Origin of the sequence: Skermanella rosea, assembly GCF_016806835.2 — a bacterium.
In the GTDB taxonomy this organism is placed as follows: domain Bacteria; phylum Pseudomonadota; class Alphaproteobacteria; order Azospirillales; family Azospirillaceae; genus Skermanella; species Skermanella rosea.
On record NZ_CP086111.1, the window covers coordinates 5,776,892 to 5,794,891 of the forward strand.

The 18,000-nt window shown below is 68.4% G+C and carries 20 protein-coding genes and 1 tRNA gene; 6 read left to right on the top strand and 15 right to left on the bottom strand.

Annotated elements, in window-relative coordinates; all coding sequences use genetic code 11:
• The first annotated feature begins 40 nt into the window (after positions 1-40).
• Both JL101_RS26950 and JL101_RS26955 read left to right on the top strand, forming a co-directional pair.
• The gene (locus JL101_RS26950) at positions 41-1,006 is read left to right on the top strand and encodes an ABC transporter permease (RefSeq protein WP_407697365.1); all 966 of its coding nucleotides are present in this window, start codon (positions 41-43) and stop codon (positions 1,004-1,006) included.
• Complete coding sequence (locus JL101_RS26955) at positions 1,003-2,175, top strand: ABC transporter permease (RefSeq protein ID WP_228435186.1); 1,173 nt, start codon at positions 1,003-1,005, stop codon at positions 2,173-2,175. The genes JL101_RS26950 and JL101_RS26955 overlap by 4 nt, the downstream gene beginning before the upstream one ends.
• Before the next feature lie 4 nt (positions 2,176-2,179).
• Here the strand turns inward: JL101_RS26955 and JL101_RS26960 are convergent, their stop codons facing one another.
• Positions 2,180-2,884, bottom strand: coding sequence for an MBL fold metallo-hydrolase (locus tag JL101_RS26960; protein WP_407697366.1), 705 nt, complete (start codon positions 2,882-2,884; stop codon positions 2,180-2,182).
• Between the two features lie 281 nt (positions 2,885-3,165).
• Between JL101_RS26960 and JL101_RS26965 the strand changes: the two genes are divergently transcribed.
• Positions 3,166-3,417, top strand: a complete 252-nt coding sequence (locus tag JL101_RS26965; RefSeq protein ID WP_203098186.1) for a DUF3072 domain-containing protein — start codon at positions 3,166-3,168, stop codon at positions 3,415-3,417.
• A 174-nt stretch (positions 3,418-3,591) separates the two neighbouring features.
• Here JL101_RS26965 and JL101_RS26970 read toward each other — a convergent pair whose 3' ends face one another.
• The 12 genes from JL101_RS26970 to JL101_RS27025 all read right to left on the bottom strand — a co-directional run bounded on the left by JL101_RS26970 (position 3,592) and on the right by JL101_RS27025 (position 13,045).
• The gene (locus JL101_RS26970; RefSeq protein WP_203098185.1) at positions 3,592-4,383 is read right to left on the bottom strand and encodes a phosphatase PAP2 family protein; all 792 of its coding nucleotides are present in this window, start codon (positions 4,381-4,383) and stop codon (positions 3,592-3,594) included.
• Positions 4,384-4,486: 103 nt separating this feature from the next.
• Positions 4,487-6,190, bottom strand: coding sequence for an ArnT family glycosyltransferase (locus JL101_RS26975; RefSeq protein WP_228435187.1), 1,704 nt, complete (start codon positions 6,188-6,190; stop codon positions 4,487-4,489).
• Positions 6,187-6,498, bottom strand: a complete 312-nt coding sequence (locus tag JL101_RS26980) for a lipid-A-disaccharide synthase N-terminal domain-containing protein (protein WP_203098184.1) — start codon at positions 6,496-6,498, stop codon at positions 6,187-6,189. The genes JL101_RS26975 and JL101_RS26980 overlap by 4 nt, the downstream gene beginning before the upstream one ends.
• 45 nt (positions 6,499-6,543) lie before the next feature.
• Complete coding sequence (locus JL101_RS26985; RefSeq protein WP_203098183.1) at positions 6,544-7,341, bottom strand: glycosyltransferase family 2 protein; 798 nt, start codon at positions 7,339-7,341, stop codon at positions 6,544-6,546.
• A 178-nt stretch (positions 7,342-7,519) separates the two neighbouring features.
• Positions 7,520-8,209 (bottom strand): response regulator transcription factor, encoded by a 690-nt coding sequence (locus JL101_RS26990; RefSeq protein ID WP_203098182.1) that lies wholly within the window; start codon positions 8,207-8,209, stop codon positions 7,520-7,522.
• A 75-nt stretch (positions 8,210-8,284) separates the two neighbouring features.
• Positions 8,285-8,569 (bottom strand): DUF427 domain-containing protein, encoded by a 285-nt coding sequence (locus JL101_RS26995; RefSeq protein WP_203098181.1) that lies wholly within the window; start codon positions 8,567-8,569, stop codon positions 8,285-8,287.
• A gap of 121 nt (positions 8,570-8,690) precedes the next feature.
• Positions 8,691-8,777: transfer RNA gene (locus JL101_RS27000), tRNA-Leu, on the bottom strand.
• 48 nt (positions 8,778-8,825) lie between these two features.
• Entirely contained in the window at positions 8,826-9,635 is an 810-nt protein-coding gene (locus JL101_RS27005; RefSeq protein ID WP_203098180.1) for a class I SAM-dependent methyltransferase, read from the bottom strand.
• A 19-nt stretch (positions 9,636-9,654) separates the two neighbouring features.
• A complete protein-coding gene (locus tag JL101_RS27010; RefSeq protein ID WP_228435188.1) occupies positions 9,655-10,740 on the bottom strand; it encodes a glycosyltransferase family 4 protein in 1,086 nt (361 codons plus the stop codon).
• On the bottom strand, positions 10,737-11,153 hold the full coding sequence (locus JL101_RS27015; RefSeq protein WP_203098179.1) for a 6-pyruvoyl trahydropterin synthase family protein: 417 nt from the start codon (positions 11,151-11,153) through the stop codon (positions 10,737-10,739). Before JL101_RS27015 ends, JL101_RS27010 begins: the two co-directional genes overlap by 4 nt.
• A 25-nt stretch (positions 11,154-11,178) precedes the next feature.
• The gene (locus tag JL101_RS27020; RefSeq protein WP_203098178.1) at positions 11,179-12,201 is read right to left on the bottom strand and encodes an MDR/zinc-dependent alcohol dehydrogenase-like family protein; all 1,023 of its coding nucleotides are present in this window, start codon (positions 12,199-12,201) and stop codon (positions 11,179-11,181) included.
• Complete coding sequence (locus tag JL101_RS27025; RefSeq protein WP_203098177.1) at positions 12,194-13,045, bottom strand: RibD family protein; 852 nt, start codon at positions 13,043-13,045, stop codon at positions 12,194-12,196. The genes JL101_RS27020 and JL101_RS27025 overlap by 8 nt, the downstream gene beginning before the upstream one ends.
• Before the next feature lie 175 nt (positions 13,046-13,220).
• Here JL101_RS27025 and JL101_RS27030 point away from each other — a divergent pair, with 175 nt between their 5' ends.
• Together JL101_RS27030 and ribA are read left to right on the top strand one after the other, a co-directional pair.
• A complete protein-coding gene (locus JL101_RS27030; RefSeq protein WP_203098176.1) occupies positions 13,221-14,012 on the top strand; it encodes a CDP-alcohol phosphatidyltransferase family protein in 792 nt (263 codons plus the stop codon).
• 39 nt (positions 14,013-14,051) lie between these two features.
• Positions 14,052-15,212, top strand: a complete 1,161-nt coding sequence (ribA, locus tag JL101_RS27035) for a GTP cyclohydrolase II (protein WP_203098175.1) — start codon at positions 14,052-14,054, stop codon at positions 15,210-15,212.
• A gap of 107 nt (positions 15,213-15,319) precedes the next feature.
• Here ribA and JL101_RS27040 read toward each other — a convergent pair whose 3' ends face one another.
• Positions 15,320-15,919: a bactofilin family protein gene (locus tag JL101_RS27040; protein WP_228435189.1), complete on the bottom strand. Its 600-nt coding sequence runs from the start codon at positions 15,917-15,919 to the stop codon at positions 15,320-15,322.
• Between the two features lie 205 nt (positions 15,920-16,124).
• Positions 16,125-16,802, bottom strand: a complete 678-nt coding sequence (locus tag JL101_RS27045) for an EI24 domain-containing protein (protein WP_203098173.1) — start codon at positions 16,800-16,802, stop codon at positions 16,125-16,127.
• A 129-nt stretch (positions 16,803-16,931) separates the two neighbouring features.
• Between JL101_RS27045 and JL101_RS27050 the strand changes: the two genes are divergently transcribed.
• Positions 16,932-17,924 (top strand): adenosine kinase, encoded by a 993-nt coding sequence (locus JL101_RS27050; protein ID WP_203098172.1) that lies wholly within the window; start codon positions 16,932-16,934, stop codon positions 17,922-17,924.
• The last annotated feature ends 76 nt before the right edge of the window (positions 17,925-18,000 follow it).

The following is an 18,000-nucleotide window of genomic DNA, read 5'->3' on the forward strand; positions in this document are numbered from 1 at the left end:
TATCACCATGCTGGGTTTCTTCGTGCGACGGATCATGGTGATGATCCCCACCCTCCTCGCGATCAGCGCGATCACCTTCGTTATCATCCAGCTTCCGCCCGGCGACTACCTGACCACCCTGATGACCGAGCTGGAAAGCAGGGGCGAGGCGATCGACGAAAGCCGCCTGCAATTCCTGCGGGAGACCTACGGCTTGGACAGGCCCATGATCGAGCAGTATTTCGTCTGGCTGGGCGGCATGCTGACCGGCGACTACGGCTTCTCGTTCGAGTACAACCGGCCGGTCGCCGACGTGATCGGCGACCGCATGCTGCTGACCATCGTGGTGTCCTTCGCGACCATCGTGTTCATCTGGGTCGTGTCGTTCCCGATCGGGATCTATTCGGCGACCCACCAGTACAGCCTGGGCGACTACGGCCTGACCTTCCTCGGATTCCTCGGCTTGGCGACGCCCAACTTCCTGCTCGCCCTGGTGCTGCTCTACTTCGCCAACGTTACCTTCGGCACCTCGATCGGCGGCCTGATGGACCCGGCCTACCTGGATGCGCCGTGGAGCTGGGGCAAGGTGCTGTCGATCCTCGAACATCTCTGGATCCCGGTGATCGTGATCGGGACCAGCGGCACCGCCGGCATGATCCGGCGCCTGCGCGCCAACCTGCTGGACGAGCTGCACAAGCAGTATGTGGTGACCGCCCGGGCCAAGGGCCTGCCGCCCGGCCGGGTGCTGTGGAAGTACCCGCTGCGGATGGCGATCAATCCCTTCATCGCCGACATCGGCAACCTGCTGCCGCAGGTCGTCTCGGGCGCCGCCGTCGTCTCCATCGTGCTGTCGCTGCCGACCACGGGGCCGATGCTGCTCGATGCGCTGCGCAGCCAGGACATGTATCTTGCGGGGTCCTTCCTGATGTTCCTGGCGCTGCTGACCGTGGTCGGCGTCTTCCTGTCCGACCTGGCGCTGGCGGCGCTCGATCCCCGCATCCGGCTCGAAGGCGGAGCGACGCGATGACCGCCGATCCCATGGGCACCGACCGGCTGGAGCACTACGTCTCGACGGCTCCGTTCGACCCCTACTCCGTCGAGCAGATGTCGCCGGAGCAGGAACGCTATTTCATGGCGTCCCAGTGGCGCATGATGTGGTGGAAGCTGAAGCGCCACCGGCTGGCGGTGCTGTCGGCCGCGATCCTCGGGCTGATGTATTTCACCACGCTGATCTCCGAGTTCCTGGCGCCCTACGCGCTGGACAGCCGGCACATCCACCATATCTACGCGCCGCCCCAGTCGGTCCACCTGTTCCACCAGGGATCGTTCGTCGGGCCGTTCGTCTACGGCTACGACTACGAGCTCAACATGGACACGCTCCAGCGGGTCTATACGGTGGACCCCACCGACGTGCAGCCGATCCGCTTCTTCTGCCGGGGCGACGCCTACGACTTCTGGGGCCTTTTCCCGGCGGACCTGCACCTGATGTGTCCGGCCGAGGGCGGCACGCTGTTCCTGCTCGGCACCGACCGGCTGGGCCGCGACATGCTGAGCCGCATCCTCTACGGGACCCGCATCTCGCTGACCGTCGGGCTGATCGGCATCACCATCAGCTTCGTCCTGGGCATCGTGATCGGCGGCATCGCCGGCTATTACGGCGGCTGGGTCGACAACGTGATCCAGCGCTTCATCGAGGTGCTGCGCTCCTTCCCCGAACTGCCCCTGTGGATGGCGCTGTCGGCCGCCCTGCCGGTCACCTGGAGCCCGATCCTGATCTATTTCGGGATCACCCTGATCCTGGGGCTGCTGGACTGGACCGGCCTCGCCCGCGCGGTGCGATCCAAGCTGCTGGCACTGCGGGAGGAGGATTTCTGCACCGCCGCCCAGCTGATGGGCGCCAGCCCCCGGCGGATCATCGGACGCCACCTGCTGCCCAGCTTCATGAGCCACCTGATCGCCTCGGCCACCCTGTCGATCCCGGGCATGATCCTGGGCGAGACGGCGCTGTCCTTCCTCGGCCTCGGCCTCCGGCCGCCGATCACCAGCTGGGGCGTGCTCCTGAACGAGGCCCAGAACATCAACGTCGTGGCCCTCTATCCCTGGCTGATGCTGCCGGTGGTCCCGGTCATCATCGTGGTGCTGGCCTTCAACTTCCTGGGTGACGGGCTGCGGGACGCCGCCGATCCCTACCGATGATCGCCTAGAGGTTGAGGATCATACCTTCGTAAGCTACCAACGTTCCCGGCCGCATGGCCTCGGCCTCCGCGGCGATGCCGTCCATGACGGAGTCGTCGTGGTTCGGCTCATGGTGGAAGATCACCGCCCGCCCTACCCCGGCGGCATCGGCGACCCGGCACCCTTCCTGCCAGGTCGAATGGCCCCAGCCGACATGGCGCGGATAGACCGCGTCGGTGTACATGCCGTCATAGACCATCACGTCGGCCCCGCGCGCCAGGTCGAGCACCGCCGGGTCCATCCCCTCGGCGCGGTGCTCCGTGTCGGTCACGATCGCCAGAACCCTGCCCTCGTACTCCACCCGGTAGCCGCAGCACTGGTTCGGATGGTTGAGCGGCCCGGTCCTCAACGTGATGCCCGGCCCCGGCGTCAGCGTCGCCCCGCATTGGAAATCGTTGAAGGTGCAGGAATGGTCGAAGGCGGACAGCGGTACCGGGAACAGGGGAGCGATCATCATGTCGCACAGCACGGACCGGATCGTCTGCGGCGGCGGCAGGTGCCCCGCCCACAGGCGCAGCCGGTTGCGCGGGTCGAAGGCCGGCGCGAAGAACGGCAGCCCCGCCACATGGTCGTAGTGGGTGTGGGTGAAGAACAGGTCGAGATCCAGCGGCGCCTGGGCTGCGAGCTGGCTGCCGAACGGGCGGATGCCCGTTCCGGCGTCGAAAATCATGAGGTGATCCCCACACCGCACCTCGATGCAGGTGGTGTTGCCGCCGTATCGCGCCGTCTCGGGGCCAGGCGACGGGATGCTGCCTCGGACACCCCAGAATCGGACGACGAAATCTGATGACGGCGGCATCAAGGGCGCCGCCGGCTGTTATGTTTTTCGCACATGGTTCTTAATGTGGCGAGCGGTTGGGGAGGAGTCGAGAAAAATTCCAGATAGCAACGAAACATGAACAGCACTAGCCTGTTGATAATGGAAATCTGTCACTAGAGGAGCTTGGGATCATGGCGAACACAGGGGCGAACACCGGGAACGACAGCCCGAAGTCGGCCGACGCCGGAACCCCGTCCAATACGGAGAAGGACCCGTCGGACTGGACCACGGGCGACGAACCGATGACCGGGGCGCAGGCATCCTACCTGAAGACCCTGAGCGAAGAGGCGAACGAGGAATTCGACGATTCCCTCAGCAAGGCCGATGCCTCACGCCGGATCGACGAACTGCAGAAAAAGACCGGCCGCGGCAAGCAGAGCTGAAGGCACGTTGAAAAACGGGCTTCGGGAAAACGGATAGGGGGCATTATTCATGTTAACCTTAATCCGGTGTTAACTAATACATCCTATAAAGGAGACATCGCATCTGTGGTGCGGTTCCTCCATGTAAAGCAGACTTCGGCTCCGTCGGCATCGGTCGACGGAGCCATTTTTTCGTCACGCCTGTCGAACACGGCCCGGAGGCTGGATCGCCCCGGTATCCCACAGGCGCCGCAGCGTCCGGCCGGCCGTCAGGGGAAGCACGAGCCCCGGCCAGAGAAGACGATACGATCCCCCGCTCTCCCTGTGGAAGACCCATCCCTGCGACGTGAACCAGCCGCGCAGCCAGTAGGTCGTGGCGATCGCCAGGGCGCCGCCCCCGATCACGTCGGTCACGAAATGCGCGTTCACCGCGATGCGGCTGAAACCGATCAGGCAGGCCGCGGCCAGCAGGGCGCCGCGCCAGCTCGGGACGATGAACGAGACCGCCAGGGCGAAGGCCACCGCCGTGTTGGTGTGGCCGGACGGGAAGGAGTGGAAGTTCGCGTTCAGGATCATCGGATCGAACCCGAGGAAACCCGCCTGCTCCAGCAGTTTCGGCCGCGCCCGGCCGACAACGACCTTGACGATGTTGACGGCGATCCCGGACAGGGCGACCGACGCGAAGACGAACATCAGCGCCGATCCGGCCCACCGGGCCATCGTCGCGACGCGCCGGTCGGCCAGGAGGAACCATCCCGCGGCGATCGAGGCCAGCCCGAGCACGCCCGTCGGCACCAGGGTCCATTTGCTGTCCCCGGCTTCCGTGATCGCGCGGAAAATGTCCAGCAGGCCCGGATCGGCGGCCCGCGCCATCTCGGACGCGGTGCGGTCGAGATGGTTCAGCAGCATATGGCCGAACAGGAACAGCAGGAACCAGAAGGAATACCGGACCGGCCGCGGCTGGTCTTCGGTGAACGGGTTTCGCATCGTGGCCCCGCCGTCGCCGACGATCTGACAAGAGGACGGAAGCCGAAGCTCCGCCCCGTGGCAGGACACTAGTAAAGGTAAGTTATTACCAGGGAGTTACGGCTCAACGACGATACAAGGTCATCATCGGTTTCGTGCCGCGCGAGTAGTTTAGACCGCTAATTGTTTCTATGGCAATCGGTTGGAAGCCTTTCGCCTCGGCTTCGGCCAGGAAGGCGTCGTCCTGCGGCAGGTCGACCAGGGCCAGCGCACAGGCATCGTCCGCCAAGCGTTGGGCCGCCGTCCGGCCGTCGCCCGACAGCACCGTGCCGGTCCCGACCAGGAAGACGAGGCTGGGCTCGGTGAAGCCGACGGACACCAGGGTTGATCCGGGACAGGGCCGGGCCGCAGCGACCGCGGCGGCGACCCTGGGGCTGATCCAGATCTTCTCGATGCGGGGAAGGACGACCTGGAAGGTGAGGAGATACATCCCGACGGACCCGGCGCCCACCAGCGCGACAGACCGACGCAGCCCGCCCCGGTGGAACAGTAGGGCGCCGTAGCCGAGCACCGCCAGCACGGTCGCCGCGAGCAGCAGGGCCTCCGGATCGAGGGTCCATTCGACGACGGCGTAGAGGATCGCCATTCCGGCCGCGAGCACCGCCGAGATCAGGAGGAACAGCAGGATCGACAGAACCCGCAGCCAGCGCCGGCCGCCGCCGAACCCATCCAGCGCCGCGCGCGCGGTCAGCAGCGCCAGCGCCGGATAGGCCGGAAGCACGTAGTGGAACAGCTTGGTCGGCACCGCCTCGAACACGATCCAGGTCGGTATCGCCCAGGCGAGGCAGAACACCACCGCCGGGTCCCGCCGGTTGGCCCAGACCCAGGGGATCGCCGGGATCGCCAGCAGGGACCAGGGCCAGAAGGTGACGGGAAACAGAAGGGTATAGTAGCCGGGCGGGAACCCCTTGGATTCCTGTCCTCCGGCGACCTTGGCCAGCATGTCATGGCCGACCGACTCGGCGAAGAAGGCGCCCTGGGTCTTGATGGTGATCAGGACCAGCCAGGGTGCCACGACCAGGAGCAGCACCGGCAGCCCCAGCCGGGGCCTCAGCGGGGCCAGCCAGCCGACCCGCCGCTCGACGAGCGCCAGCCCCAGCGCGGTGCCGCCGACCACCAGCAGGATGATCGGCCCCTTCAGCAGGATGCCGATCCCGAGGGAACACCAGAACAGCAGGACGAGGCCGGTGGACAGCGCCTCGCGCCCGTCCCGGCGCAGCCATGCCTCCGCCAGCGCCGCCTGCGCCCCCAACACCGCCGCCAGCAGCGCCGCGTCCGTCTTGGCGGTGCGCGCCTCGACCGCGAGCAGGACCGTGCCCGCCAGCATCGCCGCGGCCAGGAACCCGGCACCCTGCCCGGCCCGCCCGCCGGCCGGCGGCCCGGAGAGGGGGCCGAACAGGGTCGACCCGATCCGGAAAGTCAGCAGGACGGCCAGGACGGCACCCGCCAGCGACGGCAGCCGGTAGGCCCAGATGGCGGCCTGCTCCGGTCCGCCCGCCAGCGCCACGGCGACGGACTGCATCCAGTAGATGCCGACCGGCTTCTTGTGCCTGGCCTCGTCCTGGAAGCGGATATCGACGAAGTCGCCGCTCTCCAGCATCTGCCGAGTCGCCTGGGCGAAGCGCGCCTCGTCCCGGTCGGTCGGCGGCAGCGTGAAGAAGCCCGGCAGGAACAGGACGAGGCAGAGCGCCGCCAGCGCCGCCGTCAGCCCGATCCGCTTGAGCATCGGCGGGAGCGGGTGCCCGGAGGAGGGGTCCACGACGTTCACGATGCCGACGCGTGCCCGATGTCGTCGGCAACCGCGTCGTCGCCGGCCGTTTTCCGCTTGTCGCGCCAGATCATCCAGATGTTGCGGGAATAGATCACCAGCCCGAGCCCCTGCCCCAGGATGAACACCGGGTCCTGGCGATACAGGGCGTAGGCCAGCAGCGTGATCCCGCCGGTCATGCTGAAGTACCAGAAGGTCTCCGGCACGAAGCTGCGCTTGAGGCGCTCGCTTTGGATCCACTGTATTATGAAGCGCATCGAGAACAGCGCCTGCCCCAAGAACCCGATCGCCGTCCAGACGGAGAGCATTCAATCACCTGATAAAGCTGTATCGATGCCGCGCCATCGATCCGATCAGCGGACCTGCCCGGCAAGGTCCTCGAGGACCGAGTCCGGCAGGCGGGTACGGCGTTTCAACCACAGGACTCCCATCAGATCCACGATGCCGATAGCCGCACGTCCCAGGTTGCCGTACTTCGACACGCCGCGCCGGCGGGGCCGATGGTTGACCTCGACGAAGTCGACCCGGTGCCCGTGGATCTGGAACAGCGCGGGAAGGAACCGGTGCATCGCCCCGAAATAGGGCAGATCCAGGAAGGCGTCGCGGTGGAACACCTTGATGCCGCAACCGGTGTCGGCGCAGCCGTCGTTCAGGACGGCCTGGCGCAAGCCGTTGGCGATCTTCGTGGCGATCCGTTTGGACCAAACGTCGCGGCGCTTGCGGCGCAGCCCGCCGACCAGGGCCGGCGCGCCCGGCATCGTCGCCAGGTCCAGCAGGTTGGGAATGTCGGCCGGATCGTTCTGCCCGTCGCCGTCGAGCGTGGCGATCCAGGTCCCCCGGGCGGCCCGGACGCCGGTGCGTACCGCGGCGCTCTGGCCCGACCGGTTGGAATGCCGGACGACGCGCACGGCGCCCTGCTCCCGAGCGAGCCGGTCGGCGGTACCGTCGTCGCTGCAGTCGTCGACGAAGATCACTTCGTAGTTCACGGACCCGGAGAGCGCCGCCCGGATCTCGGCAAGCAGCGGCAGGACGTTCTCGGCCTCGTTATAGACCGGAACGACCACCGAAAGCCGCGTCTCCGGCACCGGGGCGACGGCGGTGGGCAGGCTGCCGGCGGTCTGGACGGCATGGGAAGCGACGGTGGTGACCATGGGACCCCGGAGGCACGGCGGCGGATGGCTGCATCATAAACATGCCGAGGAGAGAGGGAAGTAATTTGCACCGGTCCAAGTATACCTAACAAAAATTTAATGATGGTTACTTGGAAGCGGCCAAGCGTCGCATCCCTGTATACTTAGTCCGTCCGGTCCCTGCCCTTTCCCACCAAGGTCAGGGAATCAGCCGGTAACCTCCCGGTTCGGTCACCAGGATCTCCGCGTGGGACGGGTCGCGCTCGATCTTCTGGCGCAGGCGGTAGACATGGGTTTCCAACGTGTGGGTGGTGACCCCGGCATTGTACCCCCAGACCTCGCCCAGCAGGGTGTCGCGGCCGACCACCTTCTCGCCGGCGCGGTAGAGGAACTTGAGGATCGCCGTCTCCTTCTCGGTCAGCCGGATCTTGCGGCTGCCGGCCTCGGTCATCAGGAGCTTGACGCTGGGACGGAAGGTGTAGGGGCCGATCGAGAAGACCGCGTCCTCGCTCTGCTCGTACTGGCGCAGCTGGGCGCGCAGCCGCGCGAGCAGCACGCTGAGCCGGAACGGCTTGGTCACATAGTCGTTGGCGCCGCTGTCGAGGCCCAGGATGGCGTCGCTGTCGGTGCCGGCCGCCGTCAGCATGATGATGGGGCTGCGGACGCCTTCCCGCCGCATCAGCCGGCACAGCTCGCGCCCGTCCATGTCGGGCAGGCCGACGTCGAGCAGGACGGCGTCGAACACGCCGTGGCGAATCAGGTTGAGGGCGGTCGAGGCGTCGTCCGCCTCGGCCGTCTCGAACTCCTCCAGGAGATGAAGCTGTTCGGCCAGCGACTGGCGCAACGCCACGTCGTCATCGACCAGCAGGATCTTCTTGCCCGGCGTCATCGTATCCCCTGTTAGGGCCCGTTCGTCACCAGGACGTCCGGCATCGGCCCCGGCAGGGACACGGATGCGGGATCCTCAGCGCTGGACCTCGACTCCCCGCCAGAACGCGACATGATCCCTGATGGCCGCCGCCGCTTCCTTGGGTTCCGGATAATACCACGCGGCATCGCGGTTTTCGACGCCGTCAACCACGAGCGTGTGGTAATGGGCGGTACCCTTCCAGGGGCATACGGTCGTCGTGGAGGATGGTTTGAAATAGTCGCGCCTGATGGCGGCCGGCGGGAAATAGACGTTGCCTTCGACCAGCTCGAAGCTGTCCGATTCCGCGATCACTGCGCCGTTCCAGAGTGCCTTGGCCATGTCAGTCCTCCCATGATGACGGGGTACCGCCTGTCGGGTACCGGGAGGGACATAGGCCGATCGAAGCGGCGGGGGAGACCCGCCATCCGTACCGCGCCGCTTTCGAACCATCCTCGGAGGATGGTGCCCAGGAGAAGACTCGAACTTCCACGACATTTCTGCCACAGGTACCTGAAACCTGCGCGTCTACCAATTCCGCCACCTGGGCAGCGCGGACCGGCTAGATACTGTGGCCGCCACCGGCTGTCAAAGGCTTTCAGCGCGGTTCGGCAAAAATATCGACATGGCCGACAAGGGCTTCCAGCGTTCCCGCCGCGGCAGCGGCCCGGCGGCGTTCGGCCCAGCCTTCGATGGCGGACGATTCGCCCTCCGGCGCGATCTCGAGCGCAGCACCGCGATAGCCCTCGATCAGGGCCAGGTGCATGGCGGCGTCGGCCGGTCCGATGATCCAGTCGCTTGCGGCGGTCTCGACCGCGAAGCCGCAGGCCCGCAGGGCATCGGCGAGGTGTCGCGGCGCTTCGGGTCCCAGGGCGGGACCGAAGCCCTTGTCGGTCGCCTGGTGGCGCTCGATCCAGCCGCGCACCGCCGCGTCCCCGGGATCCTCGGGCGACCAGCGCAGCCGCCCGTCGACGCTCAGCGTGACCAGCACCGGCCTTGGAGCCGCGGCAAGGGCGGCCACGAAGCGGTCCATCCAGTCCGCCGAGACCAGATCGAACAGGGCCGTCGCGACGACGGCGTCGAACTGCCGGAAATCCAGGCTCTCCAGGTCCCGCGACAGATCGACCCGGCGGGTCTCGAAGGCGGGCAGGGGATGCGCGCAGGCGGCCATTTCCGCCGCGGCCGTGTCGAGCAGGACGGGGTCGTGGTCGGCCAGCACCCAGCGCTGGCCGGGACGCCTCAGGCGGGGCGACAGGTGGCGCAGGTTGGCGCCGGTGCCGGCGGCGAGGTCGAGCAGGCGCGGCTCGTCAGGCAGGGCCGCGGCGAGGCGCCGGGTCAGCGTGGCGTCGCGGGCGGCATCGTCGAACGGCGCCCGAAGCCGCAGCCAGTCGCGGTCGAAGCCGCCCATGTGGAAATCCCCCGAATGCTCAGTCGCCCGTGGCGCCCAGCCCCAGCCGGGGCTCCAGGACGGCCAGCTCGGCGGCGAAACGGTCGGCCGCGTCGTCCCAGGTCGGCAGGCGCCGGGCCGCCGACCGCGCCGCCCGGGTCAGGCGGGCGCGTAGCCCGGCGTCGGTCAGCATGCTCCGCAGCGCGTCCCGCAGCGCCTCGGCGTCGCCGGGCGGAACCAGGATCGCGGCATCCTCCGGCACGGTGGTCGGGATGGCGCCGGCCCGGGTGCTGACGATCGGCAGCCCGTGCGACAGGGCTTCCGCCAGCGCCATCCCGTATCCCTCAAAGTAGGAGGGCAGCACGAACAGGTCGGCGCCATGGTATTGGCTGGGCATCGCCGCGGGGCCGATCTCGTCCATCAGGGCGATCCTGCCGGTCAGCCCATGGCGCGAGATCGCGTCCTGCACCGCCGCGGCGGCCCCGGCATCGCGCGTGGTGCTGCCGATGCAGGTGAGTTTCCAGGGCAGGTCGGCAAGGCCGGCCAGGGCTTCGACCAGCAGCAGGTGACCCTTGCGCGGCGTGACGGTGGCGACGCACAGCAGGTTGGTCTCGGCCGTCCCGGAGCCGGCGGCCGGCGCCTCGGGCGGGTCGGTCCCGGGCTCCACGACGCCCAGCCGGTCCGGCGTCACGTGGAAATCCGAGAGCAGCGCTTCCGCGGTATGGGGACTGGTCACGACCACGCGGTGGACGCGGGCGAGGCAGCCCTGTTCGAGCTGCCGCAGGGTGCGCGCCTGGGCCTCGTCCAGCCCGGTTTCCAGCGACAGGGGATGATGGACCAGCGCCATCAGGCGCAGCCGGTGGTTCTCGATCATCAGGCTGCCGGCGACGCCGGGCAGCGCCAGCCCGTCGATCACCGCCAGCGCGCCGTCGGGCAGGCGGGACAGCACGCGGTCGGCCTCGTAGATCGCTTCCTGGTCGACGATGGGGTAGGGGCCCGGCAGCTCGTGGACATGGACCGGGATGCCACGCGCCCGCAGGCCCGCGACGATGCGGGCATCGTAGATGTAGCCGCCGGTCTTCTGGTCGAGGCGGCCGGGCAGGACCAGATGGACGTCCAGGCTCATCGAGCCGAATCCCCCTGGAGCGGACCCTCGAAGGTGGCCCAGGCGAGGTGGGACTCGTGCAGGGTGATCTTGAGGCCGTCGAGCTCCCGTCCGCCCTCGCCCAGCGCACCGTCCAGGATGCGGGCGCTCAGGCGGCGGTGGATCTCGCCGCACAGGAACTCGGTCGTCGTGTTGACGCCGGACAGCTCCTCGACCTCGTCCAGGTTCCGGTAGTTGAGCGGCTTCAGGACCTCGGCGAGCAGGGCGGCGGCCATCCCGATATCGACCACGAGGCCGTCGGCGTCGAGGCTCTGGCGACGCATCTCCAGGTCGCACACGAAGGTGGCGCCGTGGAGCTTCTGGGCCGGGCCGAACACCTCGCCCTTGAAGCTGTGGGCGATCATGATGTGATCCCGCACGGTCAGGCTGTACATGGGCGTAGTCCTCCGTTCCGGTTCGTCATCGCTCCCCGCCATAGCGGACCAGATGGCAAATCTGAGCAGCGGGCTGATCGCCCGGCGTCAGGGCGAGTTTGGGAAAAATATCTGTTAGGTCAGCAAACAAACATGATCCGGTCAAGAGGATATCCGGCCTCGAATCCTTCAGCAGGTCGAGGGCCAGCGCCATGCGGTCGCGGTAACCCCACCGCGGCCGCATGGCGGGAGCCACGGCCCCGACCTGGCTCGACACCAGGCGGAGACGGCGCGGATGGAAGGCGGCGCCGAGGGGAGCCGCGACCGGCCGGGTGCCGTACCAGCTGGCCTCCACCACCGTCGCCTCGAACCCGGCGATATCCAATGCCGTGACGAGGCCGTCCGGATTGCCGCTGGCATGGATCACTATGTCGCAGTCCCGCGCCGCCGTCTCCGGTGGGGCGAACCCGACGCCCAGGGCCTCGGCCACGGCGGCGCGGGCGGGGTTGACGTCGATCAGCTCGACTCTGGCCGCGGGGATCCGGGCCGCCAGCCAGGCGGTCAGGCAGCCGACGACGCCGGCCCCGATCACCGCGATCCGGCTGCCGACCGGGGGCAGGGCGTCCCACAGGATGTTGACCGCGGTCTCCATGTTGGCGGCCAGCGCGGCGCGGTCGGCCGGCACCCCGTCTGGCACCGGCACGACGGCGTCGGCCGGCACGACGAAGCGGTCCTGGTGCGGATGCAGGCAGAACACCCGCCGGCCCTCCAGGGCGGCAGGCCCCCGTTCGACCATACCGACCATGCAGTAGCCGTATTTCACCGGGCCGGGGAAGTCGCCCTCCTGGAACGGGCAGCGCATGGTGTCGAACAGTTCAAGCGGCACCCTGCCCTGGAACACCAGGCTCTCGGTGCCGCGGCTGACGGCGCTGACCTCGGCGCGGACCAGCACCTCGCCGGGGCCGGGAGCGGGCAGGGCGGCCTCGCGCAGTTCCCCCCGCCCCGGGGCCACGATCCAGAACGCGGTGGCGGTGCCGGGCGGCGGATCGTTCGGGACAGGGTCAGCCACGGAGATCGCAATCGAACAGGATGTCCGCTCCCAGGACGAAATGGCGCGACCTGGGCCGCAGGCCGCCGTCGATCGTCTCGATTTCCGGCAGGGTGAAGCTGGGCCGGCCGGAACCGAGGATCAGCGGCGCGACCGTGACCTGGAGCCGGTCGAGGCAGCCGGCCTGGAGGAAGCGGGACACGGTCACGCCGCCCCCCTCGATGAAGACGAATCCCAGACCCCGGTCGGCCAGCAGCGCCAGGATGCCCGCGGGATCCAGCCCGGCGCCGCACCGGGGCAGCCCGACCACCTCCGCGGCGCCGACGCGCTCGCCGGGCCGCGCCAAGTCGTGGGCGCACAGCAGCAGGGTCGGGGCGGCGCCGTCGTGGAACAGTCCCTGGCTGCCGTCGAGCCGGCGGTTGGTATCGACCACGACCCGCACCGGGTTGCGTCCCTCGCACAGCCGGACGGTCAGCTTGGGATCGTCGTGCCGTACGGTGCCGGCCCCGACGAGGACGGCGTCGGACAGGGCCCGCATGCGGTGATTGTGCAGGATGTCCTCCGGGCCGGTCACCCATTGCGAGGCGCCGCATAGCGTCGCGATCCTGCCGTCCAGGCTCTGGCCCAGGTGGGCCACGGCGTACCGTCCGCGCGGAGCGCCGGCGCACAGGGGAAGGTAGAGATCGCACAGGAGGAGGCTATCGCCATCCGTCGGCCCGATGCCGCCCCGGATGTCGCCCGCGGTCGGCGGCACGGCCGGGCCGGATCCCGCCCGGCCATGCCTGAGGTCGAGGATCGTCCGCCAGAGCCGATCCGGATCGGAGGCGGGCGGCGAGCCCGCGAGGGAGGGTTCGGTACTATCCATGATCAAGCCCTACCAATTGCCTTCTCCGCCCCGCTTTACCAGTCCCCCGTTCAAGGTAATTCCCGCGGGCGTCCATCGACAGGACCCGGGCCCTTTACCATCGCATTTTATGCACCAATTATCGTCAATGGCTTACGGATCGACCGACAGCGCCGACAGGGAACCCGGGCAGGGAATGCCGGCGACGGCTCGGCTTTTCCTCAGCGTCGCCCTGCACGTGGCGGCGGGCGCCGTCGTGACGGCGGGAGCGGCGGTGGCGCTGGGCGATCTGGCCGGCCTGCCCGGCCTCTATCCCCTGACCGCCATGGGCTGCTACGCGGTCGTCGCGGTGCTGATGCTGCTCCACCTCCGCGGGCACGCGCCCCATTCCCGTTTCGGCGCCGCCAACCGGGTGACGCTGCTGCGCGGCGTGATCGCCAGCCTGATCGGCGGGACGATCCCGGTGATCCCGCATCTCTCGCCCGAAGCGCTGTGGGTCGTCTCGCTGGCGGCGCTGCTGGCGCTGGTGCTGGACGGGGTGGACGGGTGGATCGCCCGGCGGACGCGGATGGCGACCGCGTACGGCAAGCAGCTGGACATCAATTTCGATACGGTCCTGATGGGCATCCTCGCGGTGCTGGCGTGGCAGGACGGCAAGGCGGGCGCCTGGGTGCTGGCGATCGGGCTGGCGCGCTACGGCTTCGTCGCCGCCGGCTGGGTCTGGCCCATGCTGAACGCCGAGCTGCCGTTCAGCCAGCGGCGCCGCGTCATCTGCGTCGTGCAGATCGCGGTCCTCCTCGCCTGCATCCTGCCGGTAATCCAGCCGCCGCTCAGCAGCCTTGCGGCCGCAGCGGCACTTGGCCTTTTGCTTTTCTCCTTCGCGGTCGATACGCTTTGGCTGGTGAAGGCCGGCGCGGTCGATGGCACGCGGATGGACGGGTATCGCGACAGGGACCCCGCCGCCGGCCCTTCCCGGACCGATATCTGACAGCCCGCTCCACTTTTCACGGACATCAAGAAAAGAACGATGACCTCCCCCAGTCTCGCCAAACTGACGGACGACCTGTCCCAACCCCTCGATCAGACCGCCCTCCGGTCGGTCGATCGTGCGATCGGCGAGCTGCGGCGCGGCGATCCCGTCCTAGTGGAGGATCTGGAGGGTGGGCTCGCCCTGGCGCTGTCGGTGGAGGCGGTGACCGCGGAGGCGCTGGAGGAACTCAGGAAATCGGCCGGCTCCGCCCCGGTGCTCGCCGTCACCCGGCCCCGGGCGGTCGCGATCGGGCTGCCCGGGCAGCAGGCGCCCGTGGTCACGCTGGCCCTGACCGGCGGCTTGGATGCCGACGCGATCCACGCGCTGGTCGATCCGACCCGGCGGACCCCCCAGGGTCCCGGCCCGGCCCTGAGCGTGGCGCCGGCCGAGCTGGGAACCCGCGAGGGAGCGGCGGTGGCGCTGGCCAAGCTGGCGCGCCTGCTGCCGGCCGCCGTCGTCGCTCCTGTCAGGCTGCCGCGCGGGGCCAGCGCCGGGACCTGGGCCGCCAAGCACGACCTGATGCTGGTGCGGGCCCGGGACATCCTGGACTACCAGACCCATGCGGCGCGGACGCTGACGCTGGTCGGCGATGCCGCGGTGCCGCTGGTCGATGCCGAGAACACGCGCGTGCTGGCCTTCCGCCCGCCCGACGGCGGGGTCGAGCATCTGGCGATCGTGATCGGCGATCCCTCCGCCGAGGACGGCCCGGCGCTGGTCAGGCTGCATTCCGAATGCTTCACCGGCGACCTCCTGGGATCGCTCCGCTGCGACTGCGGCGACCAGTTGCGCGGCGCCATAGCGGAGATCGCCCGCCAGGGCAGCGGCGTCGTGCTCTACCTGGCGCAGGAGGGCAGGGGCATCGGGCTGGTCAACAAGCTGCGGGCCTACCAGCTCCAGGACGAGGGATTCGACACGGTCGAGGCCAACGAGATGCTGGGGTTCGACGCCGACGAGCGCATATACCTGCCGGCGGCGGAGATGCTGCGGCAACTGGGTTTCTCCCAGGTGCGGCTGCTTACCAACAACCCGGACAAGCTGCGCCAACTGGCGCGCTGCGGGATCGAGGTGATCGACCGGGTGCCCCACGTCTTCCCCAGCAACGGCCACAACGAGGCCTATCTGAAAACCAAGGCCGAACGCAGCGGCCACATGTTCTGAGGACGGCCGGCTTCCGGACTGTCCGGCGAGGCGGCCGATACCGGCCATGAAAAAACCCGCCGGCGTTCCCACCGGCGGGTTCCTCATTCCGGCCGAGGGCCGGACGGTTACTCGGCGCCGCCCGAATGCGCGGCCGGGTAGGGGGAAGCCTGCGCCGCCTCGGGAGCGGCCGGCTGCTCGGCGGGAGTCGCCGGCATCCGCGCGATGGAGGCCGAACTGGCGGTCAGCACCTGGATCTCGCCCATCAGCTGGCCGCCGGCCTCGACTTCCAGTTCGCCATAGCGGATCGAGCCGTTGATCTTGCCGGTGGACCGCAGACGCAGGCGGCCGCGCACGCTGATGTCGCCCTCGAACCGGCCGGCGATGTCGGCCTCGTCGATCTCGACGCTGCCCTTGAACAGGCCGGACTCGGCGATCTCGATGTTGCGGCCGTCCCGCAGCTTGGCTTCCACGGTACCTTCGACCACCAGCACGTCGCAGGCGGTGATCTCGCCGGAGAGCGAGATGTCGCGGCCGACGATCAGCTTCCGCATCTCGGTGGCGCTGGTGGACAGGGACGAGCCGGAAACGGGGGAGGAGCCGGTCGAAGGCGCCGCCATTCCCTCGCCCATCGGGCGACGCGCCGGGGCACCCGGGATCTCGACCACGCGGCGCGGAATCTCGGGCTTGAAGGAGGTGCTGGAGGACGGCGGTTTGGTCGGCGACATATCTGGTCCCTTATCGGCAAACGGGGAACGCACCGGCGGCTCGGTGGCCACCGCTTCGGGCGCGGCCGGCTCGACCGGCATGGCGCCTTCGGGTTTCAGCGGTCCGGTGGGCGGTGACTTGCGTCGAAACATGGGCGATGGCCCCCAAAGGCAGGGTGGATGACGGCTGGCCACAAATTGAGCCGTCATGGTTAACTCTTTATTACTATCTGGCGGCTCGGTGCAAGTTTCCTGTGAGCCCATAGAAAATGTGCACCATGAAGGCCGTCGCCACAACGGGAACCAGCAGATTGACAAAAGGTATCGTCGAGAAGAAGGCGACGATGACTCCGGCGAGGAACAGCCTGGCGCTGTGAGCCTTGCGCATCGTCCGGGCGGCCGCCGGCGTCATGCGCCGGAGTGCCACGAGTTCGAAGTACTCGCGGCTCAGCAGATAGCCGTTCAGGATGTAGAAGACCGCGATGTTGATGCCGGGGAACAGGTAGGCCGGCAGGACGAGCAGGTTGAGGAACACCACGATCGCCAGGAACTTGACGGCGTTCCAGATCTCCGCCCCCAGGCTCTGGCCCTCGGCGGGCGGCAGGCCCGGATAGTGCCGCCGTTCCACGGACACGGCCACGCGCTCCAGCAGGAGGCCGGAGATGGTGACTACGACGGCGGGGAAGAACAGGTAGGCCAGGGCGAACACGCCCAGGCCGCCCAGCACGTCGATGGTGGCATCCAGCCAGGGCAGCTCCGTCAGCCGAGTCTGGAAGAGCAGGATCCAGGCCAGGCCGGCCATGGTGAGGAAGCCCAGGATCGCGCCGAAGACGCTGAGCCAGACCACCTTGCGGACCGGAGGATCGGAGAGCTGGCCGATGGCGCGGACGAGGGCTGGAATCATATGAAGCATCGCGATCAGGTTCGTGGGCCGGGCTTGTAAGGAAGTTGCCGGCCGTTATACTCCGGCCGCACAATTCCTCAAAACCTTCCCGCCAGATCCCTCCCCGCCAGAACAAGGATGCAATCCCGCATGTCCCAGGCCACCCTCGACGTTGTCGGTATCGGCAACGCCATCGTCGACGTCATCGCCCATGCCGATGACGATTTCATCGCGTCCAACGGCCTGGAAAAGGGCGCCATGACCCTGATCGACGCCGACCGGGCCGAAGAGCTGTACGGCAGGATGGGGCCGGGGATCGAGATGTCCGGCGGTTCCGCGGGCAATACCATGGCCGGCATCGCCTCCCTGGGCGGCAAGGGCGCCTATATCGGCAAGGTGAAGGACGATCAGCTCGGCACCGTGTTCCGCCATGACATCCGCGCCGTCGGGGTCCGGTTCGACAGCCGGCCGGCGACGGAGGGCGCTCCCACGGCCCGCTGCCTGATCCTGGTGACTCCCGACGCCCAGCGGACCATGAACACCTATCTCGGCGCCTGCGTCGAGCTCGGCCCCGACGACATCGACGCGGAACTGATCCAGGGTGCCCAGGTGACCTACCTGGAAGGCTATCTGTGGGACCGTCCGCTCGCCAAGGAAGCCTTCCTGAAGGCGGCCAAGCTGGCCCATGCCGGAGACCGCAAGCTGTCCCTGACCCTGTCCGACAGCTTCTGCGTCAACCGCCACCGCGCGGAGTTCGCCGACCTGGTCGACAACCACGTGGACATCCTGTTCGGCAACGAGCACGAGATCATGGCGCTGTACCAGGTGGACAGCTTCGACCAGGCGCTCGCCGCGGTCCGGGGGCGGTGCGAGACGGCCGTGCTGACCCGCAGCGAGAAGGGATCGGTCGTCGTGACGGAGCGGGACGTGTTCGAGATCCCGGCCGACCCGATCGACCGGCTGGTCGACACCACGGGAGCGGGGGACCTGTTCGCCGCCGGCTTCCTGCACGGCTATACCCACGGCCGCAGCCTGCCCGACTGCGCCCGGATCGCCGCCATCGCCGCGGCCGAGGTGATCAGCCATGTCGGCGCCCGCCCGGAGGTCAACCTGGCGGATCTGGTTGCCCGGAAGCTGGGCTGAGACAAGGACATCGTGGAGGGGAACTGGGGTCAGACCACCATTTCCCCGAAACGTCCTTGCAGCGGAAAGCCGATGG